This window comes from Paenisporosarcina sp. TG-14, from assembly GCF_000297555.1.
In the GTDB taxonomy this organism is placed as follows: Bacteria; Bacillota; Bacilli; order Bacillales_A; family Planococcaceae; genus Paenisporosarcina; species Paenisporosarcina antarctica.
The window spans coordinates 1-24879 of the sequence record NZ_AMGD01000040.1 but is presented as its reverse complement, the minus strand read 5'-3'; the positions used below and the strand labels follow the sequence as shown (position 1 = coordinate 24879).

Here is a 24879-nt window from a genome sequence, read left to right as displayed (position 1 = left end):
ACTCAGCCTCCTGTGGATTCACTTTTTTCTCTAAAAGTAGTTTCACTTTCCTGACCTCTTTCCTTTATTTCCTTCAGAACGGCGGTGTTCCTTAATGTCGATACATCTCCTGGATCCTCACCAAGATACAGAGCCTTAATCACGCGCCGGGCAATCTTCCCGCTTTGGGTATATGGAATATCGGAAACGATCATGACTCGTTGCGGTTTAAGTGCTTTTCCGAGTGAACGTTCAGCATGTTTCTGTAAATCGCTCTCTAACGGAACTACCTTTGCGTCATGCAAGACAGCGAAGACTACAGGCACCTCCCCTTTTACTTTATGGGGAATACCGATTGCCGCAGATTCCTTCACCAAGTCATGAGAAGTAACCGCTGCTTCAATCTCTGACGGGCCAATTCGTTTGCCCGCAACCTTCATTGTGTCATCGGACCGACCGAGTAAATACCAGAAACCGTGTTTGTCGATAGCAGCAAAGTCTCCATGTGCCCAAATTCCTTCCCACTTCGACCAGTAGGCACTTACATACCGTTCATCGTCATTCCAAAACGATTTTGTCATGCCAATAAACGGAACTGAAATGGTCAAATCACCAATGGAATTCTCAACTTTTTGTCCATTTTCATTAACGATTGTGGCTGCCATTCCTGGAATTGGCCCATGAAAACCACATGGCTTTATCGGAATAGTCGGGTATGTGCCAAGAATTCCCCCTGACACTTCAGTTCCTCCCGAATAATTTATGATCGGGCATCTGCCTTTTCCTACATGATCTAAAAACCAAAACCATGCTTCCGCGTTCCATGGTTCTCCTGTTGACCCTAGTATCCTTAAGGATGGAAGTTGTGGTACTTGCGCTTCTTTCGTCATGAGCGAACGGATTAAGGTAGGCGAAACTCCGAAAGTCGTAATTTGATGGCGTTCAATGAGTTCCCATAATCGACCTTCATGAGGAAAATCAGGGCTACCTTCGTAAAAAACAACCGTCGTACCGTGAACCGCTGCGCCTAAGAATAGCCAAGGCCCCATCATCCAACCAAAGTCCGACAGCCAAAAGATTCGGTCGTCTTTTTTTATATCAAAACAGAAGTAAAGGTCAATTGCGCTTTTTAAAGGAAATCCTGTATGAGTATGGACAGTACCCTTTGGTTTGCCAGTCGTGCCAGAGGTATACATAATCATGAATGGATCATCTGCACGCAGTCTCTCTGTCTCCACAGTTTGATCTACATGTTTGTCAGTCAAGTCATGTAACCAAATATCTATGTCTTGATTCCAGTTAATATCTTGGTTTGTGCGATTAGCTACCACGACATGCTCAATAGTCGGCGCAAGTTTAACTGCACGATCTGCTTCAGCTTTCGTGTTTATCACTTTTCCACGACGATAAAAACCGTCAGCTGTAATCAACATTTTCGCCTGACTATCGTTTAACCGTAACGCCACAGATTCCGACCCGTAACCTGAAAACACAGGGATCACTATCGCACCAATCTTTGCGCAGGCGAATAATGAAATAGGCGCTTCTGGTATTGGCGGCAAATAAATACCAATTCGGTCGCCCTTTACAATTCCTAATGATATAAGGCCAGCCGCTAGCTCATTAACTTTTTTATTAAGTTCGTTAAAGGTATAAGAAACAGTGCTTCCATCTTCACCTTCCCAAATAAAAGCAAGATGATCGCCTCTGCCGTTGATAATTTGTTTCTCAATCGTATAGTGGACAAGATTTGTTTTTCCCTTACTGAACCACTCCGGAAAAGCTATCCCATTTTGCGTATTCAGCAACTCGGTATAAGGCTCGTGCCACGTTACATCGAGTTCATTAAGCAGACTTTCATAAAACCATTGCGGATCGCTAATTGATTTCTTATGAAGTTCTTCAATATCAGCTAATCCGTGTTTACTATTGAATAAAGTGATGTTCGCATTGTTAATGAGCGTGTCATCTGGATACCATGCAAGCTCCTGATTATTTAATGTATTGAATGCTTCTTTTACGTTCATTGTCATTATTGCCACCCCTTAGGTACTTCCACTAAAACTGCGGTGCCTTGACCGCCTCCTCCACATAGGGTTGCGATTCCTTTTCCGCCTCCACGTCTTTTCAACTCATGGATAAGCGTTAGTAGCAAGCGAAATCCTGTGCCACCTAAAGGATGACCGAGTTCAATTGCCCCTCCGTTAATATTCACTTTTTCAAAGGGGATTTTTAGTTTCTTACAGCTTGCAATGGCAACACTCGCAAATGCTTCGTTTATTTCAAAGAGGTCAATTTCAGCTAGTGTGTGACCCGTTTTCTCAAGTACTTTTTCAATGGCTTGTGCTGGCTTTAAATGTAGGCTTACATCTGGACTGCAATATCTGCCCAACCAATGATTTTAGCAAGTGGCGTCTGGCCGATTTTGTTAGCAAACGACTCACTCGCAACAATCCCCACACTTGCTCCATCAGACATTTGAGAAGCATTGCCAGCTGTAATCGTTCCATCTTCAAGAAAAACGGGTCTTAATCTTGATAATGATTCAAAAGAAGAATTTGGGCGAATCCCTTCGTCTTCGGTTACAATTCCTGTTTTTGTTGTTACTGGTATGATCTCGTTTTCAAAATACCCTTTAGTCACCGCTTTATATGCACGCTGTTGTGAGGCAAGTGCATACTCATCTTGCTCGTAGCGCGTAATCCCTAACTCCTTGTTAATGGTATCTGTCAGAACGCCCATCGATTCATCAGACAAAGAGCACCACAGTCCATCGTCAAGCGTGTCGCTAAATACTTCTTTTCCAAGCGTGATGTTTTTCCGTAAATTGGCGACGTGTGGGGCATTGGTCATCGAATCATACCCGCCCACAATGTACAACTGCCCTTCGTGTAAGGCGATTCGTCTGGCTGCATCCGATACCGAAACCAAGCCTGCTAGACACACATTATTTAGCGTGATAGCTGGTACGGATAAATCTACTCCGGCATCCACCGCTACCTTTCTCGCAGGATTCTGACCTTGCCCCGCCTGAATAACCTGAGCAAGTATAACGCCATCTGCATTTCTCGATTGTGGAACCCTTCTTAGTAGTTCCTCAACAGCCGCAGTTCCCAACTGTTTTGCTGTGATGCCTGAAAGACTCCCTTTAAATTTCCCAAATGGTGTTCGAACTCCTTCTAAAATAACAACAGACATATTCTTTTCCCCTTTCAATTTTCACAAGTTACTCTTCACTTTCATTTATCGACTGACACGGAATCACCAGGTTAGGATTGACATTAATATCATACAGACCCTCTTTTTGGGTACAAAAAAGCCCCTTTCACTTTGAAAGAGGCTACGGTTTCTAATAAATCGCCTTATCTTCCAGAATGACATCATTCTGCAGGATTTAGCACCGTTCCATATAGGAGGTTGCTGGACTTCACAGGGCCTGTTCCCTCAGTCGCTCTTGATAAGTTTCTATTAAATTGGTTAAATATTCTTTGTAGTTAGAATATTAAATCGCTTAGGTGTTAATGTCAATCCTTGTTTTTACAGTTTTTACATTAGTAAACGCTTACATCATTGACACTACTGTAAAGAAATTATTTTCTACTTATTTATTCCTGCCAGCACTAAACTCGAAAGTTAACTCTTACATTTATAGGGAAATCAAGTGTGTTCTGCACAGTTTTTTCATATTTATCGTGTACAATTAAACGCAGTTAGTTGAGGATGGTGTAAGAGATGAATCGTATTTCGATGAAGTTAGCGGCGTATTTTTTGTTAGCTGTGTTGATCTTAGAGGGATTAATGATGATTTACTTGCATCGCACGATTGTTCATGCACAAGAAGATGCCCAGTTTTCGCAGTTGCTTGAACGTGGGGCGAACCATCGCGATGTGTTGCAAGATTCTTATTCACAAGAAACATTGATGCATATTGAGCTGATGGAGTCGAGTCCAGAACGGCAAGTTGCAATTTTAGATTTGGATCGTCAGTGGACTGCAGGTTCAGATAGTTCGAAGGCTTTAGTCGATAATTTCCAACAAAATTTAACAGTCGCTCCTGCTCGTGATTCAGTTATCATTAATGATTGGCAACAGTACAACTACATTGTTACGTTACATCCATTTGAAGCGGAAAATGGTCAACGAGGTTCAGTTGTCATGTTTGAATCAAGTGAGTCACTTCATTCCCTTATGGAAAGATTAAATATACACTTTAGAATTGCAGGCTTGGCTAGTTTACTCATTTTGTTTGTGGTGTACGTAGGATTATCTCGTATTATTACTCGACCACTTATTCGTATGAAAGAAGCGACGGAACGACTAAGTACCGGAGATTTCCGAGTCAAGTTAACTCACCAAAGTCGAGATGAACTAGGTGAATTGTCAAAGTCGATTCAAAAATTAGCGGATGATTTAGAGCATACCAAAAAAGAACGTATGGAGTTTCTTGCAGCTATTTCACATGAATTACGAACTCCTCTCACCTATTTATCGGGATATTCTTCTGTCTTAAAGCGAGATGACCTATCCGCACAAGACCGACAGCGCTATGTGTCGATTTTAGAAGAAGAATCGACTCGTTTGACTGAACTCGTAAAAAATTTATTTGACCTGGCACAAATGGGCGAAACAACATTCACCATTTCAAAAGAAAGCGTCCAATCAAGCCCCTTTTTCTCTAATGTATTGCAACGTGTCGAACCTTCTTTTCAATTAGAAGAAAAGTATTTGCAGCTGTCGATTCGAGAAGAATTTGAGATGTTTGTAGACCCGGTTCGTGTCGAACAAATCGTCATAAATTTGCTGGATAATGCCCGTAAATATTCGCCTATAGGATCGACCACAAGGATGGATGTCTTTTTGCAAGATGGACAAACGGTCATTCGAATAGAAGACGAAGGGATAGGCATCCATCCACATAATTTTGAATTGATTTTTGAAAAACTTGTTCGGGTAGAGAAGTCTCGTTCTAGAGAATATGGTGGCGCTGGTCTTGGGCTAGCTATTGTCAAAGAGCTCGTTGACGCACATGGAGGACGTATTGAAGTGATTAGTGATGTAGGGAAAGGCAGTGTTTTCACTGTCATTTTGTAAGAAATCAGGTGAGTGAATGACAACGATTCTGTGTATCGATGATGAAAAGAGAATGTTGGAATTACTAGATTTATTCTTAACACCAAACGGCTTTCAATGTCTGATTAGCAATGATGGGCAAAAAGGATTACAGCTCCTCGATCTACATTCAGTTGATTTAGTCCTTCTTGATGTGATGATGCCTTTTATGAATGGTTGGCAAGTGTGTGAAGCCATTCGTCAAAAGTCTGATGTGCCCATTATTATGTTGACAGCTAGATCCGACAAGAGTGACGTAGTAAAAGGATTGCAAGCAGGCGCTGATGACTATATTATTAAACCGTTCGATGAACAAGAGCTCGTGGCACGTATAAATGCTGTACTAAGACGTTCTTCTTCTACAGACTCACCCATCTTGATTCGAGATGGTTTCATTTTGGATTTAGCTGCGTATACTTTTCGTATAAACGACCAAACGCTTACGCTAACCTTAAAAGAATTTCAATTGTTGGAGACATTTATGACGCATCCCACTAGAACCTATACGCGCGAACAATTACTTGCTGTCGTGTGGCCTGACCGGTCTCTCACAGAATTGCGTACAGTCGATTCACATATTCGGAATTTGCGTGATAAACTTAAAACAGCTGGGTTTCCAACGTCAGACTACATCGTGACAGTTTGGGGAATTGGCTACAAATGGAAGTAAAGGTGGATTATATGCAGAAAAAATTGAAATTTTTAGTCATCCTTTTTGTACTATTTCTGATCAGTGCATGTTCGAAAGAAGAAACATCTAATTTTACTTATGAAGCTATCGATGATTCCAATGTAATTGATCATATTCATGGTATCGGGTATCCAGCAAATGGAGATATATTACTTGTCGCTACTCATCAAGGACCCATCACATTTGATGGTGATACTTGGAAAAAATCAAATTCACAGAAAAATGACTACATGGGTTTTCAAGCGGTCAGTAAAGGATTTTATTCTAGTGGTCATCCTGAACCCGATTCTTCGCTAGAAGATCCCCTCGGTTTAGTGAAGAGTACTGATTTGGGAGAGAATATTGAGCAACTCGCATTTTATGGCGAGATTGACTTTCATTATTTAGCTGCTGGTTATGATACAAATCGAGTATACGTAATTAATCCTATGCCTGTTAAAGGATTAGAACCAGGTTTACATTATACAGATGACGATGGTGAATCCTTTGTTCAAAAAGCGATGAACGGGTTTGACTCACAAAAAGCGTCGAACTTAGCTGCACATCCTGAGGATAAGGACTTGGTTATGATTGGGTCAGACACTGGTCTGTCCGTGTCAACAAATGCTGGAGAAGATTTTTCTTCTAAATTAGTCGGTTCTTATGTCACCTATGTGACTATAGGAAAAGAAGTTGGCTATGTATCGAGAATTGAAGAAGAAAAAGTTGAGCTTGTGGCATTTGATTTAGATAATTATGAGGAAAACATACTTTCATTGCCTGAAATAGAGGGTGACAATCCAATCACCTTTATCACTGTTCACCCAATGGATGAGCAGGAACTGTCCATTGTTACGTTGCAAAATGATATTTATGTAACAAAGGATGGCGGCAAATCATGGACAGCTATCATGGAAAAAGGCAAAGTGGTTCAACCGTAATATTGGCAGAGTATAAAGCCGTGACAAGCGTTATAACGGCGCTACGAAAACACAATTGAGGTAAGGTGCTAATACTGTCCTATTAAGAAAAACCGGGCAAACCACACTATAACCTGATGAATAAGACAGTCTTCTATATTAATCTAGTGATTTCCGTTACAGGCGGACGCTTTCCGCGGGGCGAGCGCCAAGCCTCCTCGTCCGCTTGCGCTACCTGCGGGGTCTCGTCTGTCTCGCTTTTCCCGCCGGAGTCGCCGCCTTTCACTACAATCATTCACCTTTTAAAAATAAACAGTGATAGCCATATAGTTTTAAAAATAAATATAAAAAAGCGTCCTATTTTAAAATGAAAGTACCCACACCCATATTTAGATAGGACGATTTATTATGTGCAATCAAGATTACTAAACAGAATATATCACTGAACAAAATTCACTTCACTTCCGCTGAGAGAAAACTTACGTTTCTAAAAAAAGAAATCACGACTTCACATTGATCGAATTAACGAGAGTCACATCAAAGAAATTCCGATTTAGCATGTTAGTCTACATATACTAGAAACACCATGAACACTGGTACTTTAAAGAAATTTTCAACTTTAAAAATAATTCTCCATACACTAATGTACTTGGGTTCCTATCACTATGTCTCGCAAAACTGCTGCACCATAACCTCAAGAATAAAAGACACCGATTGAAGTGACAGAGTCACTTTCAATCGGTGTCTTTCGTATAGGACTCCTGCGGCATGTGTCGTCACTCGCTTGCTTTAAAGTATGTGCAATTCCATTTTCTACAGACCTAGATAGCAGGGTTTTAGGTAGCGTAGCGAAAAAAAAACCATTTAACTCCTTCTGTAAAACAGAGTTGAAACACCTAATTGGTAGCCATTTCGCTAGCGCTACATGGCTTTTTTTCTGTGGGTGATTCTTTAAGAGCTTCAAGTTAACATGAATAACTTCCATAATTTTACTATTACAACGTGGATCACGATTTTTACAACGTGGAGGTCTTTTTTTACAACGTGAAAGCCAATAATTACAACTGAGCCACCGCTCGACATTAAATCCATATCTTTTTGGCGATTCGAGACACGTTATCGTGTGGCAAACCCCGTAAAGGAAAAAGACTAGCAATGTGACGCTGTCACATTGCTAGTCTTTTCCTTCTATAGGTTATGTAACCTCATTTTGTACTTTCATATTTTAGTTTCCGTTGCACCTCAGTGACCATTACCATCTTCTGGGACAATTTCAAGTTTCTCATCTAAGATTCCTTGTGTTTGATAAGAGATTGTCGCTTCGGAGCCAATCAAAAAACCATGATTATAAGGTCCTTTAGACGGTTCTTTTTTAAACGTAGGCTTAATAGTTGCAAGAAATTCATACATGTCAGCATTCACTTCCCCATCTTCTAGGAAAAGTAAGGGTGCATGTTTCCCTAAATGGGAGAAGGGTGCAGCACCAAGTGCCAGTTCAGGCGTTTTGGTTGAAATGAACGAAATACCATGTCCTGGTTCCGTTAATCCCCATCCAAAGCCTGTTTTTTTATCTTTAAATTGAGCAAATGCAATGCTATTTTCGGTAGGTGTTTCACCGCTAATACGCGTGACTTTTCCGTAATTTTTAAGTTCTTTTTCTACTTCAACTGAAATTACAGATTCCGGGCCAACTATGTAAACATGTGCATCTTTTCTTTTTGCTAGTGCTTGAGAAGTTGCTTCCGGTATTTCATCTTTAGCAACAAACAACACTGGTTCAGGCATATGTGCAATCCAGTTCACAGCAGGGAGCGAATAAAGTTGTGACTCATCTTCTAGTGCCGCAACGATTACACTTTGCGAATACTCTCCATCTGAAACATTAGCATAAGCTTCATCCACAAATGCTGCAAATACAGCGGGTTGTGTCGTGGCTATCTGGTCTACTTTATATTCAGCTAACTGAGATTTCATAGACTCACTGTACTCACCCATGACTAGGATTTGCGTTCCATCGACATTGCCGTTCGGGTTTAGACGATTAATTTCGTTTAAAACTTGTTGTGTCAATTGTCCTTGTTGTGTGAAAAGAATCGGTCCGTTATTTGGATGATGAATGAGATTTGCACTTGCCATTGTTAATTGCCAGTTTTCTACTGGAGCTAATATGACAGTCCCTGGTTGATTTTCTTTGTGTGTAGCTGGCCAAATCATCTGGGCAACCATTATAGAAGTATCAATAGGTACATCACTTATTAAACGTGTAACATTTTTAGTGTTTAGTGTAATTAAACCTTCACTCGCCTGACTATTGAATACCGTAGGGGCTTGTACATATGACTCCTTGTTACTAGAGGTCTTGCTATTATTGTTGTCATTTGAGTTACCGTGGTCCATTTCTTCCATATCATCGTCATCTTTATAATTGTTGTCGTCATTTGAACACCCCGCTACTAGTAGCAAAGATAATATGGTATACGCTGTTACTTTATGCCATTTATTCATGTAAATACCCTCCTGGACTTCTTTCATACTTTCAAGTATACCCAGTAATTATGGAATAACTATACAAAGGGCTTGTATTAAAAGAAATGTCGGTAAAGAGGAGGATTTTATGTTTTAATAAGAGGAAACCTGTTTAAGGAGCTTACTATAAATGGATGCTTTATTACTTTATTTACATACAATCCCACTTTCACTAGCGATAATGCTAAGTATTTGTCTAAATATAGGTATCGCAATTGTCGGTATCATTCCAAGTGTCTTTTTAACGGCTATAAATGTAACGGTTTTTGGTTTTTGGGGAGGCTTTTATGTATCTCTGATCGGAGAAGCAATCGGAAGTTTCGTTGCATTTTGGTTGTACAGAAAAGGATTTCGGAAATTTGTTGATCATAGATCCAAACATGCTCCCCGTCTGCAGAAGTTGCTGTATGCTTCTCCAAGGGAAGCGTTCCTATTTGTAATTGGCTTGCGCATGATGCCTTTTGTTCCGTCTGGATTAGTTACTCTTTATGCTTCAGTGGGTACAATGAGTTTTGGGTCGTTTGTAGTGGCCAGTAGCATAGGAAAAGTTCCAGCTTTATTAATGGAAGTTTCTTCAACTTACGCTATCGTGAAATGGACAAGCGCTGCACAATTTTTTGTCTTTGCATTAGCGATTGCTTTACTCATTTTTGTCTGGATAAAGGTGAAAAATCGCAAAAATGATTGAGTATTATTACATACACTAAACATTTACTAAGCAATTTAACCTAGGCAAAAGTATGTACAATTCTATTAGCTGTACTAGTATTGCGAACCATTTCCCCATTTGTAACATGTTGAATTGCATATAATACAACATCTTACTATAGAAGGTGGTGTTAGCTATGGGATACGAACATAAAGGTGGATCTTCTTTTGCTTTACTCGTGGTTCTTTTCATTTTATTGATTATTGTTGGAGCAGCTTTTCTTTACTAAAAAATAATCAAGAGGAAAAGAAAGCCACTCCTTCAGCACACTGGGGGCGCTTATTTGCGCTCTCTTCTTTATTTTAAATTTGTTAACAGCTTTTTTTATGAGCAAGCTCGTTTCTTAGCGTTTTAGGTAGACGAACTACGTTTTTTTACAATAAGTTTAATCAAATAGTACACCAATATAGCACCGACTAATATAACCCAAATGAAGGTTTCATTTATGGTATCCGATAATAGTCCTGCTGGAATAAGGGCAAGAACAAAAAAATAAATAAAGTTTCCGATAGTTGTTGCAAGTAAAAACGGCCAAAAGCGAACTGTGCTTAATCCTGCTAATATATTGACTAAACTTGTTGGAACCAGAGGGAATATCCTAGCTTGAAAGACATATGAAAAACCATTCGCATCGACTTTTTCAATTAACTTTTTTTTGAATTTTTCAATTAATCTTTCTTGAAATAAATAACGAACACTATAAAAAACGATAGTTGCCGCAATTAAACTTGAAATCCAGCTCCATAAGAATCCATTGATGAATCCAAACAACGTAATATTTATGGTAATCACGAGAAGTAAAGGAAATACCGTAAATGTATTTTGAATTATCATGATTACTAGCATAAATACATATGCATATAACAAATTCTCGATCAAAAACTCTCGAATAGCCAAAACGTCTCCATTTACAAGGTATGTAAGAATTTGACGATTCAATAGTAAAAACATGAACAATACAAAAAAGCTGCTCCAGATTAACCAATTCCTATATGTAACTTTCTTAATGATGTCTTTCATTTGTCACCTGCTCAACTTTTTTTAATACCTAGACATTAAATACCATGAAATTTCATTTATCATATCATGTTATCTAGGTGCATACTTCTAAAGTCTTTTCTTTCAAATATGTTGCTGTGACAATAACGTGACATTTAAGCCCTCTCTTAACATCGAACTAAGGAAAGATTAATGCTCCTATGTTATGATGAAAAAAACTCTATAGATGAGGTGGATATATGAAAGGCTATCAATTTTTAATTACGTTAAATTACGTTAAACCAAAAGTATGGCGCCGTATTGTGGTACCTGTAACACTAGATTTTTATGATTTACATTCCGTTATTCAAACGTCTACTGGTTGGACAAACAGTCATTTGTTTAATTTCTTCATTGAGGATTCAACAAACAACAAAACGATTGAGCTAGTTGGAGATGAAGAATCAGTTACAGAAAATTTTGGAATGGCTCAACACTATATGAAGAACCCGCCTGAAAAAGGGTCGTTTGCAGACGAGATGTATCAAAGATTCATCCGCGTTCAATTATTACTCGCTCGAGATGTGGATTTGACTCAATATGTAATTGACTCACCGGAATTCCGCTACATGTATGACTTTGGTGACGGCTGGGAACATGAAGTCATAATGGAAAAAGTCGTGGAAGATTACGAGTACGATTATCCTCAAGTACTTGAAGGCAAAGGGACTTGTCCTCCTGAAGACGTTGGGGGCCCACCCGGTTATGATGAATTTAAACGTGTCATGAAAGATAAAGAAGATCCCGAACACTCACATATGAAAGAATGGGCAAAAGAACAAGGATATATGAAGTTTAATTTATCAAAAGTGAATGAATATTTAAAAGAAGAATGGGTCTAAGAAAAACTAAAAGCACCGTCTAGTTCAATACTTAATGGATTCCCAAAGTTCTTATGAGTGAACAATGCTTTTTCCCGTGTCAGCTCAAAAAAAGTGCATATGCTAAAACATCCTTCTATATAAGGTGGTGTTTAGCATGGGATACGAATATAGTTCTGGCGGTGGTTCTACATTTACATTAATCGTTGTTCTCTTCATCTTATTAATTATCGTAGGTGCGAGTTTTCTATACTAATTAATTTTGGTCCTCAAACCCCATTATGATGCTCGACCCTTTCCCCCCATAACCGTGCAACATAACACACAAAAAACCTGACTTTTATAAGGCGGTCAGGTTTTTTTGTGTTTTTCCGGCATCCATAGTACCTTTCCCCAAACGATTAGACAGAAACTCTAGTATCATCTACATAATCTTTACAAATCTAATAATTGACTGATAGTTTGACAATACCTTACGATAGAGTGGAACAAAAATCCAATTTACTGGAGGTCTATTATTTGAGATTACATGACAAAGTAGCAATTGTTACAGGCGGAGCAAGTGGTATTGGCGAATTTACCGTACGTGAAATGGTCAATCAAGGTGCAAAAGTGGTTATTGCCGATTTTGATGATAGTCGTGGTCTAAACCTTGCTGAAGAACTCGGTGAACAGGTCTCTTTTATACATGTTGATGTTTCACAGGAAGACGAAGTAGAGGCAATGGTCAATCACACGGTTGAGACGTTTGGAAAAGTGGATATCTTATTTAGTAATGCTGGTGTCGGTTCAATTGGTTCTACTCATGAGTTAACACTTGAAGATTGGAATAAAACAATATCCATTAACTTATCTGGCGTATTTTTATGTGCCAAATATGCTTTAATTGAGATGGTCAAGCAAGGCAGTGGCAGCATTATTAATTGTGCTTCAATTTTAGGTCACGTTGGACAAGCTTCGACCGCTTCTTACACAGCTGCAAAAGGTGGCGTGGTCAATTTGACGAGAGCACTTGCCTTGGAATATGCTGCTCAAGGTATTCGTGTAAACGCTGTTTGTCCTGGATATATCAAAACCCCGTTGCTTGATCAATTGGAAGATGCCATGTTGCAACACTTGGAGTCACTACATCCACTAGGTCGTTTAGGTGAATCGCATGAAGTCGCAAACGCTGTCGTATTCCTTGCTTCAGACGAAGCTAGTTTTATCACAGGCGCGAACTTGATGGTTGATGGTGGATACACAGCTCAATAATAGCTGTTTCTTTCGTTTTTTCTTGTAAGTTATGATTAAACAATATCGCTAAGAGCCCACATCATGTGAGCTCTTTTTAAATGCGCTTCAATCTACTTCTTCGTTTACACTTCCATAACATGTCGTCACGGCGTGCATCAAACATTTATAAAATTAACAATCCCATTATTAATTTCCCTAAAAATTTAAGATAACTCTATTAATACAGTTTAAAAAGGAAAATTTACTACATTCGTTTTATACTTTGTATAATTCGACAAATAAGGATGTCTTGAGGTGCATGAAAATGAAAGTAGAGAATCTGTTATTTAAATTCTTTATTATTTGGTATATTTGTGGCGTGATTTTACTTAGTTTTGACTTGTTGCCCCCATGGCTTGAGTGGTCCAATGTGATGTTTCTCATTCTTGCAGGGTTATTGGCTTGTATCTACTTTCTCAAGCTTTTTGGCTGGAAATTTGGTATTGCGATTTGTAGCGTGATTTTTGTGTTTTCATTCTCAATTGAATATCTTGGCGCAGCTTTTGGTGTGTTGTTTGGCGACTATAGTTATACAGATCGATTTACGCCTAATTTATTCGATGTTCCAATTGCCATTGGTTTTGCGTGGCTTATGGTTATGGGAACCTCTCATGCAATCGCCACCAGAATCGTGCCAAAAGGAAACTTACTTCGCATAATTATCGGAGCTAGCATTGCTGTCGTAATTGATCTCATCATTGATCCGGTTGCTTTTAAAGTGAAACAATATTGGATTTGGGATGGTCCGGGAATGTATTACGATATTCCTTTTAGTAATTTTGTCGGTTGGTTTATTGTTGCCTTCATCCTTCATGTTGTCATTTTCCTTATTCAAAAACGGACTGGGAATATTCGTACAAACCCTATATGGGAAGGACGAATGATTTTGTTATTCGGGCTTATCGTTGCGATGTTTGTATTATTAGGTATAATCGGAAAACTTTGGCTTGCTAGTTCGCTCACTTCTTTACTAACCGTTGTGATTCTTATCATGGTGTACAAAAGGAGAATCATATGATTCCAGCTAAAAAAAATAAATACTTTGATTTTGTCTTTACGATTTATCTTAAGCGCATTTTAAAATCTTCTTTCGATAAAGTCTATTGGCATTCTAAAATTGATATTCCTTCTAGTCCTGTACTTTTTATCGCCAATCATAGTTCTTGGTGGGATGGACTTCTTTTTCACCACTTGAGTAGAACTGTATTTAAACATGACTTATATATGATGATGCACGAATCCGGATTAAAACAATATCCTTTTTTTAGAAGGTTAGGCGCATTTTCAGTCAATCGTTCTCATCCAAAAGACATTCTGCGATCTCTTCAATACGCGGAACAACTATTACAGGATGGGGAAACCGTTTGTTTATTTCCACAAGGCGATGAGTTCCATATAGAAAAGCGTCCCCTTCAATTTCAAACGGGTGCTGCGTATTTGGTCGAGCACCATCCTGAAATACCCATCGTACCATTAAGCTTCTATTATTCATTTGGCCATAACAAAAAGCCTGAAGTATGGATTCAAGCGGGTCGTCCACTTTACAACGCGGATTTATTCGGAAATCAACGCAAGGACAAAACACAATCACTTGAACAAATTTGTACATTGCAGTTAGACGAATTAAAAGGGCGAGTTGTTCATGAACAGCATGCCTTGTTTTCCAACTTAATTTAAAGGGGTCTTAATATGATAGCAGCGATTATTATTTGTTTACTTGTCTTTTTCCTGTGGACCATCATTAACTCCATGTTTCTTCCGAGTTTACCGAAAGAAGCTAAGCTTAACGCTTACCCTCTCATATCGGTATTGGTGCCGATGCGCAATGAAATGCGCAATGCACAAGCTTTTATTCACAATATACAGCAATTAACTTACCCCAACATGGAGGTAATTGTGTTAGACGATCAATCAACAGACCATACCAAATCCATCTTGTACAAATCCATTGGACTAGATCGTCGTTTTCGCATGATTTCTGGTAAACCACTCCCAGACGGTTGGGTTGGAAAAGTTCATGCTTGCGACCAACTGCAAAAACTGGCGAATGGAGACTATTTGCTGTTTATTGATGCGGATGTTCGTTTACAACCTCAAACAATAGAAAAGTCTCTGATGCTCCTTCAAACGAAACGGGCAAAACTATTAAGTGGGTTCCCTGCTTTTGAAGTTCCGACTCTTTTAAGTAAACTGCTTGTACCGATGCAACATTTTGTCGTGATGCTACACTTACCCATTGCGCTGGCTAATTGGACAATAACGCCAGCAACGACTGCCGTAAACGGTGCTTTTATGTTTTTTGAGCACGCTGCTTATCGGAAAATGGGTACTCATCGAGCCGTCCATTCATCATTAGTCGAGGATGTTCACATTGCACGAAAAATGAAGGAACAAGGCTATCGCGTGTTGCTTGCCAATATTACAAAAAACGTGTCGTGTCGAATGTATGCAACCAATGGAGAAACCTGGGAAGGGTTTTTAAAAAATATATTTGTTGGTGTAGGACGTTCGATACCCATCGTCATTTTTTTAACTATTTTTTATAGTGTTTTTTATATCCTTCCTATGTTTTTACTAGTTTATGGAGTTTTCACCTTTCAACCATTTTACGTGCTGCCTTATGTAATTTTGACGTTACAAAAAGCCTTTGTAGATTGGAAATCAAATCAGCAATTATATATATCCTGTTTGATGCCTTTATCCGCTACCGCACTTGTAGCTGTGCTATGGGGTTCAACTTGGAAAGCATGGAAAAAGCAGCCCTATAACTGGAAAGGAAGAAACTATTTATGAAAAAAGTTGTGATCATTGGAGGTGGATTAGGCGGATTATCTGCAGCCATCACACTCGCAAATGAAGGGTTTCATGTGGAATTGTTTGAAAAAAACAGTCATTTTGGTGGCAAACTTATGCCCGTCCAGCTCGGCGAGTACAATTTCGACTTTGGTCCTAATACCATTACGATGCCTTATGTCTTTCAACAAGTGATTGAACAAACGGGTGAACGTGCTGATCACTATTTCGACATGGTTAAACTACCTACTCATACCCAAAATATTTTTACAGATGGCACTCATCTTAATTTTTCTAGCGATCAACAGTATATGATTGAGCAACTTGAAACACTCGACCCTATGGGAGCTCGTAATTATCCTGCTTTTATCAAAGAAATTAGTCGTTTATTCGATTTATCCGAGCGCCATTTTCTACCTAAAACGTTTCAATCTTGGCGTGATTATGCATCGCCTACATTAGGCTCTGCTATGTTACAGGTACGCCCGTGGCAATCCTTACACAAATTTTTCTCCTCCTATTTTACAAATTCTAATATGCTAGATTCGTATAATCGGTATGCGACTTATATCGGTTCTTCCCCTTTCCAAGCCCCTGCAACGTTTGCTATGATCGCCTATTTAGAAATGGTCGAAGGCGTTTACTATGTTAAAGGAGGAAATAGTAAAATTGCAGAAGCGTTTACCACTTTAGCCCGAAAGTTAGGAGTTCGACTTCATCCAGAAACGGCAGTGAAGAAAATACTTGTGACTCATAAAAAAGCAACAGGTGTTGAATTACAAAATGGGGAAAGAATTGATGCCGATTATGTCATCATGAATGCCGACTTGTTAAAGGCATATCCTGAACTCGTCTCTGAAGATGAGCGACCTTCATTTAGTAATAAGAAAGTTCAACAGTTTGAGCCGTCAATTTCCGCATTCGTCATTTTAGCAGGTGTCAAAAAACGATTTTCTCAATTAAAACATCATAATGTCTTTTTTTCAGAGAATTATCAACAAGAGTTTACGGATTTATTTACTCATCAAACTTACAGCCATCACCCCACGATTTATGTGAGTAATTCTTCTTATACCGACCCAGCTTGTTCTCCAAGTGGGGATAATTTATTTATTTTAGTTAATGCACCAGCCTTGCTTCAAAATGGGGAGATGCAAGTAAATCCTTCAAGTTATAAAGACCAAATATACCAAATGCTTTCTTCTCATGGTCTGGATATTCAGGAGCATCTTGAAGTCGAGAAAACGTTCACTCCTATTGACATAAGTGAAAAATTTGGTGCCTATCGAGGAGCACTATACGGATTATCCGCAAATCGCAAAATAGATGCCTTCCTTCGACCACGTAATCGTAGTAGAGACATCCACAACTTGTTCTTTGTAGGAGGAAGTACACATCCTGGAGGTGGTTCTCCAATGGTCACACTTAGTGGACAAAATGTCGCAAAATTGATTATTTCACTCAATAAATAGCAGGAATGAATATGTATATTTGATTGAACGATTCACACTTTGAAAATCAAAGTGTGTTTTTTTATTACCTATTTTTTTGTTCACAAAACATTTTTATTAATTAGAACTAAAGTATTGGATTTATTTAAATATTTTTGTATAATACTTGTATAACCTTTGTACAGTAAAAAATTAAAGGAGTCGTTCAATATGTCGAAGCGTATGATTGTAATTGGGGCAGGTCCGGGAGGGTTAGCATCTGCCATGTTGTTAGCAAGTAAGGGGTACGATGTTACCGTATATGAAAAGCAGTCTTATATTGGGGGTAGAAATTCAGAAATTAGTTTAGGTGATTACAAGTTTGATATGGGCCCCACCTTTTTAAATATGCTCTATGTTATTGAAGAAGTCTTTCAAGCAGCGAAAAGAAACTTGCATGACTACGTGAAAGTGGTCGAGTTAGATCCTATGTATGAACTGATTTTTGAGGATAAAAAGTTTGTAATGACACGCGACAAAGAAAAAATGATTGAACAAATTGAAATACTATACCCTGGTAATGGAGATGGATATGAACGGTTTATGGAGGATACATCTAAAAAAATGGACGCCATTGCTCCACTTTTACAAACGAAGATGAATCGTTTTATCGACTTGTTTCAGCCAAAGGTTTTGAAAGCTATACCAGAGTTAGAAATCTCAAAATCTCTTGTACAAGTTTTGTCGAAGTATTTTAAAGAAGAAGAACTACAGCTTGCCTTTACATTCCAAGCGAAGTATTTAGGTATGTCTCCGTGGGAGTGCCCAGGTGCCTTTTCTATTTTGTCTTATATGGAACATGCGTATGGAGTTTACCATGTTGAAGGCGGCTTAAACAGATTATCGCAAGCGATGGGGAAAGTCGTTGAAGAACACGGCGGAAAAATCCATACAAGTACAGGTGTGAAAAAGCTATGGCTTGAAGGCAGAAAAGTAAAAGGCGTTTATTTAGAAAACGGGGAACGCGTAGAAGCGGATGAAGTCATTATTAATGGTGATTTTGGTCATGCTATGACAAACCTAGTAGATAAAGGTGTATTAAAAAAATATTCACCAGCAAAACTTGAAAAGAAAAAATATTCTTGTTCAACCTTTATGTTGTATTTAGGCCTCAATAAACGTTTTGATCTTCCTCACCATACCATCGTCTTCTCTAACGATTACAGAAAAAATGTAGAAGAAATTTCAAAAACGAAATTATTGTCTGAAGACCCATCCATATATATACAAAATGCCGTTGTGACTGACTCAACACTAGCACCAGAAGGCAAATCAACCCTCTATATTTTAGCACCAGTACCAAATAACTTTAGTGGCGTTGATTGGGAAAACGATCATCAAAAATTCCGAGAAGTGATTTTAAAAATAATTGAAGAAAAAACAGGCTTTAAAAATATCGAAGAACATATTGAAGTAGAAAAAATGATTACACCGCAAAATTGGGAAGAAGACATCTTTGTCTACAAAGGGGCAACGTTTAATCTAGGCCATCAATTGTCACAAATGATGATTTTTAGACCGCATAACCAGTTTGAAGAGCTTGATAATTGTTGGCTTGTTGGTGGAGGAACACATCCAGGTAGCGGCCTTCCAACCATATTCGAATCCGCTCGTATTACGGTAAATGGAATATTAGAACAAAATAATCATGATACCGTTCCAATTCGACCGCTACCTAGATTACAAGAAGTATAAACTTCAACGTAGAAAAGCATTTCTTAACGTTATAACGTAAAGAAATGCTTTTTTAATGATGATTTTAAGATACCAACTTTAATCCAACCGCAGCGCCTAGAACCATCAATATGAATACAATACGCAAAATGGTTTTTGATTCGCCGTAAAATAACATGCCCAGAATGGCACCACCAGAAGCGCCAATCCCTGTCCATACGGCATAAGCCGTTCCCATTGGCAATGTTTCCATAGCGAAAGCAAGGAATATAAAGCTCGCACCAAAGCTTGAGAACAATGCAGTGATCGATTTCCAATTACGATTTTTATGTACTTGGTTAATCATTACAACGCCTGTCATTTCAAATAGTCCCGCTATGATTAAAAATAACCATGCCATTATGATGCCACCTCTCCCTCTTCTTTTGTCACGAGCTTAAGTCCCAACACGCCCCCAAGTAACAATAGTATTAATCCGATTTTAATCAAGCTAAAATCTTCACCAAAAAACATACTATCAGCAAGGACTGTCCCTGCCGTACCGAGTCCCACAAACACTGCGTATACCGTACCAACCGGTAACGTTTTACCTGCCATTATCATTAAATAAAAACTAACCGCAATAGCAAGTGCCGTACCGATCCACGTCCAAACATCATCTGCATGTTTTAAACCGATAACCCAAAACACTTCAAAAAATGCAGCAATGACGACTTTGACCCATTCTCTATTCATCTTTTTCAACCTCCTTCAACAAAAATAAGCCTGAGAAATTAACGTAAAATACGTTATCTCCCAGGCTTTTATCCTTCCGTGTATCTTTGCATACGCAAAGCGTTTTCTCTTGGACCAGACCAAACCAGTTGTTTGCGGAACCCTAGAAAACTTGATCGTCATATGACTAAATGACGCTTTATGAAATTATCGTGTAACGCTAGATTATTATACAATAGACCATGAGTCAATAGAGGTGCTCATACCCATAATAGAAAATTAAAAATCAACTCTTGTATTTTATACCAACAAATGACATCATTAAATAAATATTCTGACAAGTATTTTAGTCATCAGCAATTAACCACTTAAGAAAAACAAGGCAAAGTACGCCCAGTCCTTTAAGAAAAGACAGCTGATTTAAGTATCAGTTTAAAGGGATATTCCATACAGTATCAACTTTGATTTCCGTTTCAGGCGGACGCGTTCCGCGGGGCGAGCGCCAAGCCTCCTCGTCCGCTATTCGCTCCCTGCGGGGTCTCGTCTGTCTCGCTTTTCCCGCCGGAGTCGCCGCCTTTCACTACAATCAATTACCTAATTAATATAGTTTTAAAAATGAATATAAAAAATCGTCCTATCTTGAGTAATCCAAAGATTACTAATCAAGAATAGACCACTGAACAAAATTCACTTCCGCTGAGAGAAAACTTACGTTTTAAAAAAGGAAATCACAACTTCACATTAATCGAATTAAAGAGTGTCACATCAAAGAAATTCCGATTTAGCACGTTAGTCTCCATATACTAAAAACACCATGAACACTGGGTTCTTAATGTGTTTTAAGAAAAACAGAAAGCGCCTTCTAGCTCATCACATGCGCTGAATACAACCGATTCATAAACTTGTTTTCGCATGATGGTCTAAAAGGCTAAATACGCAACTTCGTGTTGCTCCTGCGGTTACTCGTCGCAAAATACAGTGTCACCAGCTTTTGTAATGCCATTATGACCCATTTCAGCTTAGGTGTGAGTTAGACATAACAACTCTAAGTAAGAAGGCATTGCTCGAAAAATCTAAGGGGGTATCAAATTGAAATTCATTACCAATAAGATTATTATTCTTGTCATATCTGTCGTTATTTTTATTGGGTTTTTCCAGCTATTTGGATTCTTTAGTAATCTATATATGCCTACTTCATCCCTTGGGTCAATGATTAGCATGATTATCCTATTTATACTCATTCCGCTATCGTATTTGTCAGCTTATGGAGTTGTGAAAATCATTAAAGCTATGTAAAGAGACGCTCATAGTTTGGGCAACGTTTTCCCAAGCTCTATTAAACAACTGGATTGGCTATTAAACTAGACTGTTACAGCGTCATAACGCTTGAATAAATGAACAACTTCGCTACTTTTACGTCTATAATAAAAAGAGATTGAAAATATGAGTGTACGGAGGAGAAATTATGGCATCTTATAGTCCATCAGAGATTTCAGAATTGGTCGATGTAAAAGAATCCACATTAAGAAAGTACTCGTTACTCTTAGAAGGGTCTGGATATATATTTGATCGTAATGAGCAAAAACAACGCTGGTATAGCGATAAAGACGTGATAGCATTTCAAAAATTTATAGCATTAAAACAACACGCTGATATGACATTAAAATCATCTGCTGATGCTGTTTATTTGTGGTCAATAGGAGCTGAAAACGCAGAGGTTGCTAGCGGTACTCACAATGTAAAAGAACGATACAACAACGATATGACGCAGGAAATTCATGAGGAGTTGGTCAATTTGAGAGAATTGATAAGCATGCAGCATGATCAAATTAAATCCTTGCATGATCATCTTGAAAACGAAAAATACTATCAAGAAAAGCGTGATCAAGTACTCCTTGATAGCATCGGGCAATTACGACTTGATATTCAACTGCAACGGGAAAGACAAAAAGCAATGGAAGAACAGATTATGCTGCAAGCGCCTGAGGAAGGAAAACCTACTTTATGGAATCGATTATTTAAGAGTGAATAGCTTGAAAGAAAGTATCCTTTTACTAGCTGAATGCATACATTATTTGAGTTGGTTTTATTTCTCATACTTGATCAAACATCATAATGGGTATACAACGGTTTCAAATTAATCTCAGATTAGTAAGATTTACAATGGCAAGGGGTGATTAAATGATTGAAATAATTTATGACGTTGCTACCCTCGAAGACAGTTGTTATATTGAAATACTGCCAGATAAGTATAAAGATGAGTGTTGGAATACGTCTTCCATTTATTTTACCGAAGAAAACTTCTGTTATATTATGCCTACTTTTAGAAAGTGCTATAAAAAATTCGATTACTTTTCTTACAATGAAATAGAAGTTGATACTTGGAAGTTAATTTTGAAGGAATTGGAGAAAGTGAAGAATTATCTAACTAATAATCCTATCCCAGATACATTGAAGGATATTATAGGATTTCCATTCACCAATTCTGAGAAAGACTTTATGGAATACTATGATACAAACCTCAAGCAACTGATCTTGATGATTGACGACTTTCAAGTGTGGATTGAGGCAAAAAAAATCTCAACTAAGTATATTACTGTATTAGGGATGTAAATAGTAATTTCTATTCATTATTTCCACGCTGCAAATGAAAAATTTATTTTAACTAACCTTTTATCTTGCTTTCATCGGTATAGGTATACTAGATCGTTTCTGTACTGGGAATGCTACAAAGGTTCCTCCGATTGCAATAAATGAACAGATAGCAATAGAAAAATATTTCTTCTTTCTACTCATGTGAGACCTCCTCTAATTTGAACTTGCAAGTTTATTGTAGTGAATGAGTATGAAGAGGGTATGAACGACATGTTAAGATATTATTTAGAAGAATTATCCACATACCTCCCCTCTACTGACAAATTTCTCCCACTCGATGTGAACATGATCGACTACTTTGAAAGCGTGGTTTAGTTTCGTGGTACACTACATATAGATTTTTGACGTTGAAACGAGGGTTTACTATGATTCGAACATTTGGCGTTACCGATGACAGTCAATTAATAATTGATTTTCCTTTAGAAGACCTTCAAAAAAAACCGTTTGACTGGTATTGGGTTGATTTTGATAAACCCACTCCTGATGAATTGTCATTACTCGATTCTTTCTTTCATTTCCATCCTCTTTCTATTGAGGATTGTTTAGATCGTTTGCAGCGACCTAAAATTGATTATTACGATGGCTATCAATTTTTCGTTGTTCATACGATGAATGAGCAGACGTTAGAAGCTGAGGAACTAGATATATTCGTTGGCAAAAATTTTGTCGTTACGTTTCACCATTCTTCAGTAGAAGAGTTAGATGTAGTTCGCGAAAAACTACAACGTGATGCTTCATTTTGGGAACGTGGTGCCATTTACGCGACGTATCAAATTATTGATAAAGTGGTCGATTCTTATTTCCCTATTGTTCACAAGATTGAAGATCATCTAAATGAAATTGAAGAACAGATGACATTTGATATGAAGCACTTTTCAATGGATAAAGTATTTGAAATGCGTAGTGACTTGTTGTGGTTACGTCGAACGATTATGCCAATGCGTGATTTAATGTACCGCGTTTTGAATTCGAGTCGTTTTGACCTTCAACCGCACGAGCATACATACTTTGCGGATATTTCTGATCATCTTGTGAAACTGACGGAAATTGTCGAGTCAAACCGAGAACTTACTGCGGATATTCGCGACAGCTACACGGCAATGAACTCAAACCGTATGAACCGCATCATGATGATTTTAACGATTGTGTCTTCAATTTTCATTCCACTCACATTTATCGCAGGAGTTTACGGAATGAATTTTGAATACATGCCTGAACTTGAGATGAAATATGGTTACTTTATTGCGCTAGGTGCAATGATATTAATTGGTTTGTCCATGTTAGCTTGGTTCAAACACAAAGGCTGGATGAATTTATTTAAGCAATAATAATAGACAAAAGACCACCATCTGCACTTGCAGTTGCTGGTCTTTTCCTTTAATTTACTTATAATATGGAAATGTCTTTTACTATTCACTTCATCTCTTTTGCCATTGTTAATAGCTTGTTGATTGTTTTCCAGCGCGCGGCTGGTCTAACAGGGAATGTATATGTTAAATAGCCAGCTCCGTCAAAACCAGCTCGTTAAGCAAATAATGAATTTGTATTAAACCACAAGGTACTACCTACTTTTACTGTAGCTGAACACATGCAATCTAGATTGACATAATGCAACAAAACTTAGGAGTTAATGAACACCCCATATTTGCAGTGTTTTCTGAGGGTTAATTCCTTCATTAATGTTCAAGAACTCGTTCAATATTCTAAGTTCAGTAACCTGTACGAAATTAAGTATAGGTACACGGTTAAAATCTAGGCAAAAAGAAAAGCCGCCTTGTAAAGGCAGCCGGTTCTTCAAGCACCAGTTAGTTGAATTAACTATTTACAGTATTTAATACTGTTTGTTAGAACACTTGGTCCTAACTTATTTGTTTTGGAATTTGAGAGACGCACCTGAACTTCGACATTCTTCATTTCTGCTGTAATTAAATCAAATCGTCCAGCCCAACTTGGACCATTATCCTCTGGGGTTGGATAAAGCTTAAAACGCCAACTTATTTCTTCGGGAATAGACGCAAAGCCTTCATAGCTATCGAAGTCTCCATAAGAAGATGGTTCAGGAAGATGAACAGCAAGAATACTTATATTAGTTCTTGCAAAACTTGGTGGGTTTAATTGCACTTTATAGATTAATGCTACACCTTTTGCATTCGTCAGACTTTTATCAACAGATTCCAACGTTAGACTACAGGGCTCTGAAATCGCTTCTAATAATTGTTCACTTTCTTCATTTATTGCCTTTACTTTTGGTGATTTTTCCCAAGTTAGATATAACACCGTTGTTAGACTTAACAGCAATAGTAAAAATATTAATGATATTTTTTTCATCTAATCACCTACCTAATTTAAGGTAGTATTTCCTTCTGATAAGACAATATTCTTATTGAGCTGAATTTCCCAGTTAGTTGAACAAGAAACTGGATGATCCGTCCGTAAAACCTCGATTTAAGTACGTAACTGGCATAACACATACACATTAGGTTGACAATCGAGTAGGAGGGAGTGA

The 24879-nt window shown here is 38.1% G+C and carries 26 protein-coding genes and 2 riboswitches; of the genes, 17 read left to right on the top strand and 9 right to left on the bottom strand.

The window, feature by feature from the left end; genetic code table 11:
• Nucleotides 1-2: 2 nt before the first annotated feature.
• Genes C406_RS0112255 through C406_RS19575 form a run of 3 tightly spaced genes read right to left on the bottom strand, consistent with a single transcriptional unit; the run spans nt 3 to nt 3177 of the window.
• The gene (locus C406_RS0112255) at nt 3-2012 is read right to left on the bottom strand and encodes an AMP-binding protein (protein WP_017380928.1); all 2010 of its coding nucleotides are present in this window, start codon (nt 2010-2012) and stop codon (nt 3-5) included.
• Nucleotides 2012-2371, bottom strand: coding sequence for a hypothetical protein (locus C406_RS21060; RefSeq protein ID WP_017380927.1), 360 nt, complete (start codon nt 2369-2371; stop codon nt 2012-2014). The genes C406_RS0112255 and C406_RS21060 overlap by 1 nt, the downstream gene beginning before the upstream one ends.
• Nucleotides 2344-3177: a thiolase family protein gene (locus C406_RS19575; RefSeq protein WP_017380926.1), complete on the bottom strand. Its 834-nt coding sequence runs from the start codon at nt 3175-3177 to the stop codon at nt 2344-2346. The genes C406_RS21060 and C406_RS19575 overlap by 28 nt, the downstream gene beginning before the upstream one ends.
• A gap of 161 nt (nt 3178-3338) precedes the next feature.
• Nucleotides 3339-3443: riboswitch (SAM riboswitch) on the bottom strand.
• Between the two features lie 268 nt (nt 3444-3711).
• Here C406_RS19575 and C406_RS0112245 point away from each other — a divergent pair.
• The 3 genes from C406_RS0112245 to C406_RS0112235 are packed head-to-tail and all read left to right on the top strand — an operon-like array spanning nt 3712 to nt 6699.
• A complete protein-coding gene (locus C406_RS0112245; protein ID WP_017380925.1) occupies nt 3712-5070 on the top strand; it encodes a HAMP domain-containing sensor histidine kinase in 1359 nt (452 codons plus the stop codon).
• A gap of 16 nt (nt 5071-5086) precedes the next feature.
• Nucleotides 5087-5758, top strand: coding sequence for a response regulator transcription factor (locus C406_RS0112240; RefSeq protein WP_017380924.1), 672 nt, complete (start codon nt 5087-5089; stop codon nt 5756-5758).
• Between the two features lie 11 nt (nt 5759-5769).
• The gene (locus tag C406_RS0112235) at nt 5770-6699 is read left to right on the top strand and encodes a F510_1955 family glycosylhydrolase (protein WP_026045689.1); all 930 of its coding nucleotides are present in this window, start codon (nt 5770-5772) and stop codon (nt 6697-6699) included.
• A 1221-nt stretch (nt 6700-7920) separates the two neighbouring features.
• Here the strand turns inward: C406_RS0112235 and C406_RS0112225 are convergent.
• Nucleotides 7921-9183, bottom strand: coding sequence for a hypothetical protein (locus tag C406_RS0112225; protein ID WP_017380921.1), 1263 nt, complete (start codon nt 9181-9183; stop codon nt 7921-7923).
• Between the two features lie 151 nt (nt 9184-9334).
• On the opposite strand from C406_RS0112225, the gene C406_RS0112220 reads away from it, so the two are divergent.
• Complete coding sequence (locus C406_RS0112220; RefSeq protein WP_017380920.1) at nt 9335-9892, top strand: TVP38/TMEM64 family protein; 558 nt, start codon at nt 9335-9337, stop codon at nt 9890-9892.
• Nucleotides 9893-10049: 157 nt separating this feature from the next.
• Entirely contained in the window at nt 10050-10142 is a 93-nt protein-coding gene (locus C406_RS20225) for a YjcZ family sporulation protein (protein ID WP_017380919.1), read from the top strand.
• A 122-nt stretch (nt 10143-10264) separates the two neighbouring features.
• Here the strand turns inward: C406_RS20225 and C406_RS0112210 are convergent, their stop codons facing one another.
• Nucleotides 10265-10852: a TVP38/TMEM64 family protein gene (locus C406_RS0112210; protein ID WP_237740557.1), complete on the bottom strand. Its 588-nt coding sequence runs from the start codon at nt 10850-10852 to the stop codon at nt 10265-10267.
• Between the two features lie 299 nt (nt 10853-11151).
• Between C406_RS0112210 and C406_RS0112205 the strand changes: the two genes are divergently transcribed.
• The 8 genes from C406_RS0112205 (at nt 11152) to C406_RS0112170 (ending at nt 19025) form a co-directional block, all read left to right on the top strand.
• Entirely contained in the window at nt 11152-11793 is a 642-nt protein-coding gene (locus C406_RS0112205) for a plasmid pRiA4b ORF-3 family protein (RefSeq protein ID WP_017380917.1), read from the top strand.
• 124 nt (nt 11794-11917) lie between these two features.
• Nucleotides 11918-12028: a YjcZ family sporulation protein gene (locus C406_RS20220; RefSeq protein ID WP_407670273.1), complete on the top strand. Its 111-nt coding sequence runs from the start codon at nt 11918-11920 to the stop codon at nt 12026-12028.
• Between the two features lie 263 nt (nt 12029-12291).
• Nucleotides 12292-13026: an SDR family NAD(P)-dependent oxidoreductase gene (locus C406_RS0112195; RefSeq protein ID WP_017380915.1), complete on the top strand. Its 735-nt coding sequence runs from the start codon at nt 12292-12294 to the stop codon at nt 13024-13026.
• A 280-nt stretch (nt 13027-13306) separates the two neighbouring features.
• Nucleotides 13307-14065, top strand: coding sequence for a carotenoid biosynthesis protein (locus C406_RS0112190; RefSeq protein WP_017380914.1), 759 nt, complete (start codon nt 13307-13309; stop codon nt 14063-14065).
• A complete protein-coding gene (locus C406_RS0112185) occupies nt 14062-14724 on the top strand; it encodes a lysophospholipid acyltransferase family protein (protein WP_017380913.1) in 663 nt (220 codons plus the stop codon). The genes C406_RS0112190 and C406_RS0112185 overlap by 4 nt, the downstream gene beginning before the upstream one ends.
• 12 nt (nt 14725-14736) lie before the next feature.
• Entirely contained in the window at nt 14737-15840 is a 1104-nt protein-coding gene (locus C406_RS0112180; RefSeq protein ID WP_017380912.1) for a glycosyltransferase, read from the top strand.
• Nucleotides 15837-17312 carry a phytoene desaturase family protein gene (locus C406_RS0112175; protein WP_017380911.1) on the top strand — a complete coding sequence of 492 codons (1476 nt, stop codon included), beginning with the start codon at nt 15837-15839 and terminating at the stop codon, nt 17310-17312. The genes C406_RS0112180 and C406_RS0112175 overlap by 4 nt, the downstream gene beginning before the upstream one ends.
• A 189-nt stretch (nt 17313-17501) precedes the next feature.
• Complete coding sequence (locus C406_RS0112170) at nt 17502-19025, top strand: phytoene desaturase family protein (RefSeq protein ID WP_017380910.1); 1524 nt, start codon at nt 17502-17504, stop codon at nt 19023-19025.
• Nucleotides 19026-19089: 64 nt separating this feature from the next.
• Here C406_RS0112170 and C406_RS0112165 read toward each other — a convergent pair whose 3' ends face one another.
• Together C406_RS0112165 and C406_RS0112160 are read right to left on the bottom strand one after the other, a co-directional pair.
• Nucleotides 19090-19404 (bottom strand): DMT family transporter, encoded by a 315-nt coding sequence (locus C406_RS0112165; RefSeq protein ID WP_017380909.1) that lies wholly within the window; start codon nt 19402-19404, stop codon nt 19090-19092.
• Complete coding sequence (locus C406_RS0112160; protein ID WP_017380908.1) at nt 19404-19739, bottom strand: DMT family transporter; 336 nt, start codon at nt 19737-19739, stop codon at nt 19404-19406. Before C406_RS0112160 ends, C406_RS0112165 begins: the two co-directional genes overlap by 1 nt.
• A 55-nt stretch (nt 19740-19794) precedes the next feature.
• A riboswitch (guanidine-I (ykkC/yxkD leader) is annotated at nt 19795-19896 on the bottom strand.
• A gap of 911 nt (nt 19897-20807) precedes the next feature.
• On the opposite strand from C406_RS0112160, the gene C406_RS0112155 reads away from it, so the two are divergent.
• From C406_RS0112155 to C406_RS0112145, 3 genes are all read left to right on the top strand, one after another.
• Complete coding sequence (locus C406_RS0112155; protein WP_017380907.1) at nt 20808-21014, top strand: hypothetical protein; 207 nt, start codon at nt 20808-20810, stop codon at nt 21012-21014.
• A 169-nt stretch (nt 21015-21183) separates the two neighbouring features.
• Nucleotides 21184-21750: a hypothetical protein gene (locus tag C406_RS19920; protein ID WP_017380906.1), complete on the top strand. Its 567-nt coding sequence runs from the start codon at nt 21184-21186 to the stop codon at nt 21748-21750.
• A 149-nt stretch (nt 21751-21899) separates the two neighbouring features.
• On the top strand, nt 21900-22331 hold the full coding sequence (locus tag C406_RS0112145; RefSeq protein WP_017380905.1) for a hypothetical protein: 432 nt from the start codon (nt 21900-21902) through the stop codon (nt 22329-22331).
• Nucleotides 22332-22391: 60 nt separating this feature from the next.
• Here the strand turns inward: C406_RS0112145 and C406_RS21260 are convergent, their stop codons facing one another.
• Nucleotides 22392-22514: a hypothetical protein gene (locus C406_RS21260; protein WP_017380904.1), complete on the bottom strand. Its 123-nt coding sequence runs from the start codon at nt 22512-22514 to the stop codon at nt 22392-22394.
• Nucleotides 22515-22738: 224 nt separating this feature from the next.
• Between C406_RS21260 and corA the strand changes: the two genes are divergently transcribed.
• Nucleotides 22739-23701 (top strand): magnesium/cobalt transporter CorA, encoded by a 963-nt coding sequence (gene corA, locus C406_RS0112135; RefSeq protein WP_017380903.1) that lies wholly within the window; start codon nt 22739-22741, stop codon nt 23699-23701.
• Nucleotides 23702-24191: 490 nt separating this feature from the next.
• Here the strand turns inward: corA and C406_RS0112130 are convergent, their stop codons facing one another.
• Complete coding sequence (locus C406_RS0112130; protein WP_017380902.1) at nt 24192-24701, bottom strand: hypothetical protein; 510 nt, start codon at nt 24699-24701, stop codon at nt 24192-24194.
• Nucleotides 24702-24879 lie beyond the last annotated feature (178 nt).

Bases quoted from the DNA above. Each gene is read 5' to 3' on its own strand.
- C406_RS0112225 (WP_017380921.1), bottom strand. From the start codon at position 9,183: ATGAATAAATGGCATAAAGTAACAGCGTATACCATATTATCTTTGCTA.
- C406_RS0112175 (WP_017380911.1), top strand. From the start codon at position 15,837: ATGAAAAAAGTTGTGATCATTGGAGGTGGATTAGGCGGATTATCTGCA.
- C406_RS0112255 (WP_017380928.1), bottom strand. From the start codon at position 2,012: ATGACAATGAACGTAAAAGAAGCATTCAATACATTAAATAATCAGGAG.
- C406_RS21260 (WP_017380904.1), bottom strand. From the start codon at position 22,514: ATGAGTAGAAAGAAGAAATATTTTTCTATTGCTATCTGTTCATTTATT.
- C406_RS19920 (WP_017380906.1), top strand. From the start codon at position 21,184: ATGGCATCTTATAGTCCATCAGAGATTTCAGAATTGGTCGATGTAAAA.
- C406_RS0112245 (WP_017380925.1), top strand. From the start codon at position 3,712: ATGAATCGTATTTCGATGAAGTTAGCGGCGTATTTTTTGTTAGCTGTG.
- C406_RS0112240 (WP_017380924.1), top strand. From the start codon at position 5,087: ATGACAACGATTCTGTGTATCGATGATGAAAAGAGAATGTTGGAATTA.
- C406_RS0112160 (WP_017380908.1), bottom strand. From the start codon at position 19,739: ATGAATAGAGAATGGGTCAAAGTCGTCATTGCTGCATTTTTTGAAGTG.
- C406_RS19575 (WP_017380926.1), bottom strand. From the start codon at position 3,177: ATGTCTGTTGTTATTTTAGAAGGAGTTCGAACACCATTTGGGAAATTT.
- C406_RS0112130 (WP_017380902.1), bottom strand. From the start codon at position 24,701: ATGAAAAAAATATCATTAATATTTTTACTATTGCTGTTAAGTCTAACA.
- C406_RS0112180 (WP_017380912.1), top strand. From the start codon at position 14,737: ATGATAGCAGCGATTATTATTTGTTTACTTGTCTTTTTCCTGTGGACC.
- C406_RS0112220 (WP_017380920.1), top strand. From the start codon at position 9,335: ATGGATGCTTTATTACTTTATTTACATACAATCCCACTTTCACTAGCG.
- C406_RS0112190 (WP_017380914.1), top strand. From the start codon at position 13,307: ATGAAAATGAAAGTAGAGAATCTGTTATTTAAATTCTTTATTATTTGG.
- C406_RS0112205 (WP_017380917.1), top strand. From the start codon at position 11,152: ATGAAAGGCTATCAATTTTTAATTACGTTAAATTACGTTAAACCAAAA.
- C406_RS20225 (WP_017380919.1), top strand. From the start codon at position 10,050: ATGGGATACGAACATAAAGGTGGATCTTCTTTTGCTTTACTCGTGGTT.
- C406_RS0112235 (WP_026045689.1), top strand. From the start codon at position 5,770: ATGCAGAAAAAATTGAAATTTTTAGTCATCCTTTTTGTACTATTTCTG.
- C406_RS0112145 (WP_017380905.1), top strand. From the start codon at position 21,900: ATGATTGAAATAATTTATGACGTTGCTACCCTCGAAGACAGTTGTTAT.
- corA (WP_017380903.1), top strand. From the start codon at position 22,739: ATGATTCGAACATTTGGCGTTACCGATGACAGTCAATTAATAATTGAT.
- C406_RS0112185 (WP_017380913.1), top strand. From the start codon at position 14,062: ATGATTCCAGCTAAAAAAAATAAATACTTTGATTTTGTCTTTACGATT.
- C406_RS0112170 (WP_017380910.1), top strand. From the start codon at position 17,502: ATGTCGAAGCGTATGATTGTAATTGGGGCAGGTCCGGGAGGGTTAGCA.
- C406_RS0112165 (WP_017380909.1), bottom strand. From the start codon at position 19,404: ATGGCATGGTTATTTTTAATCATAGCGGGACTATTTGAAATGACAGGC.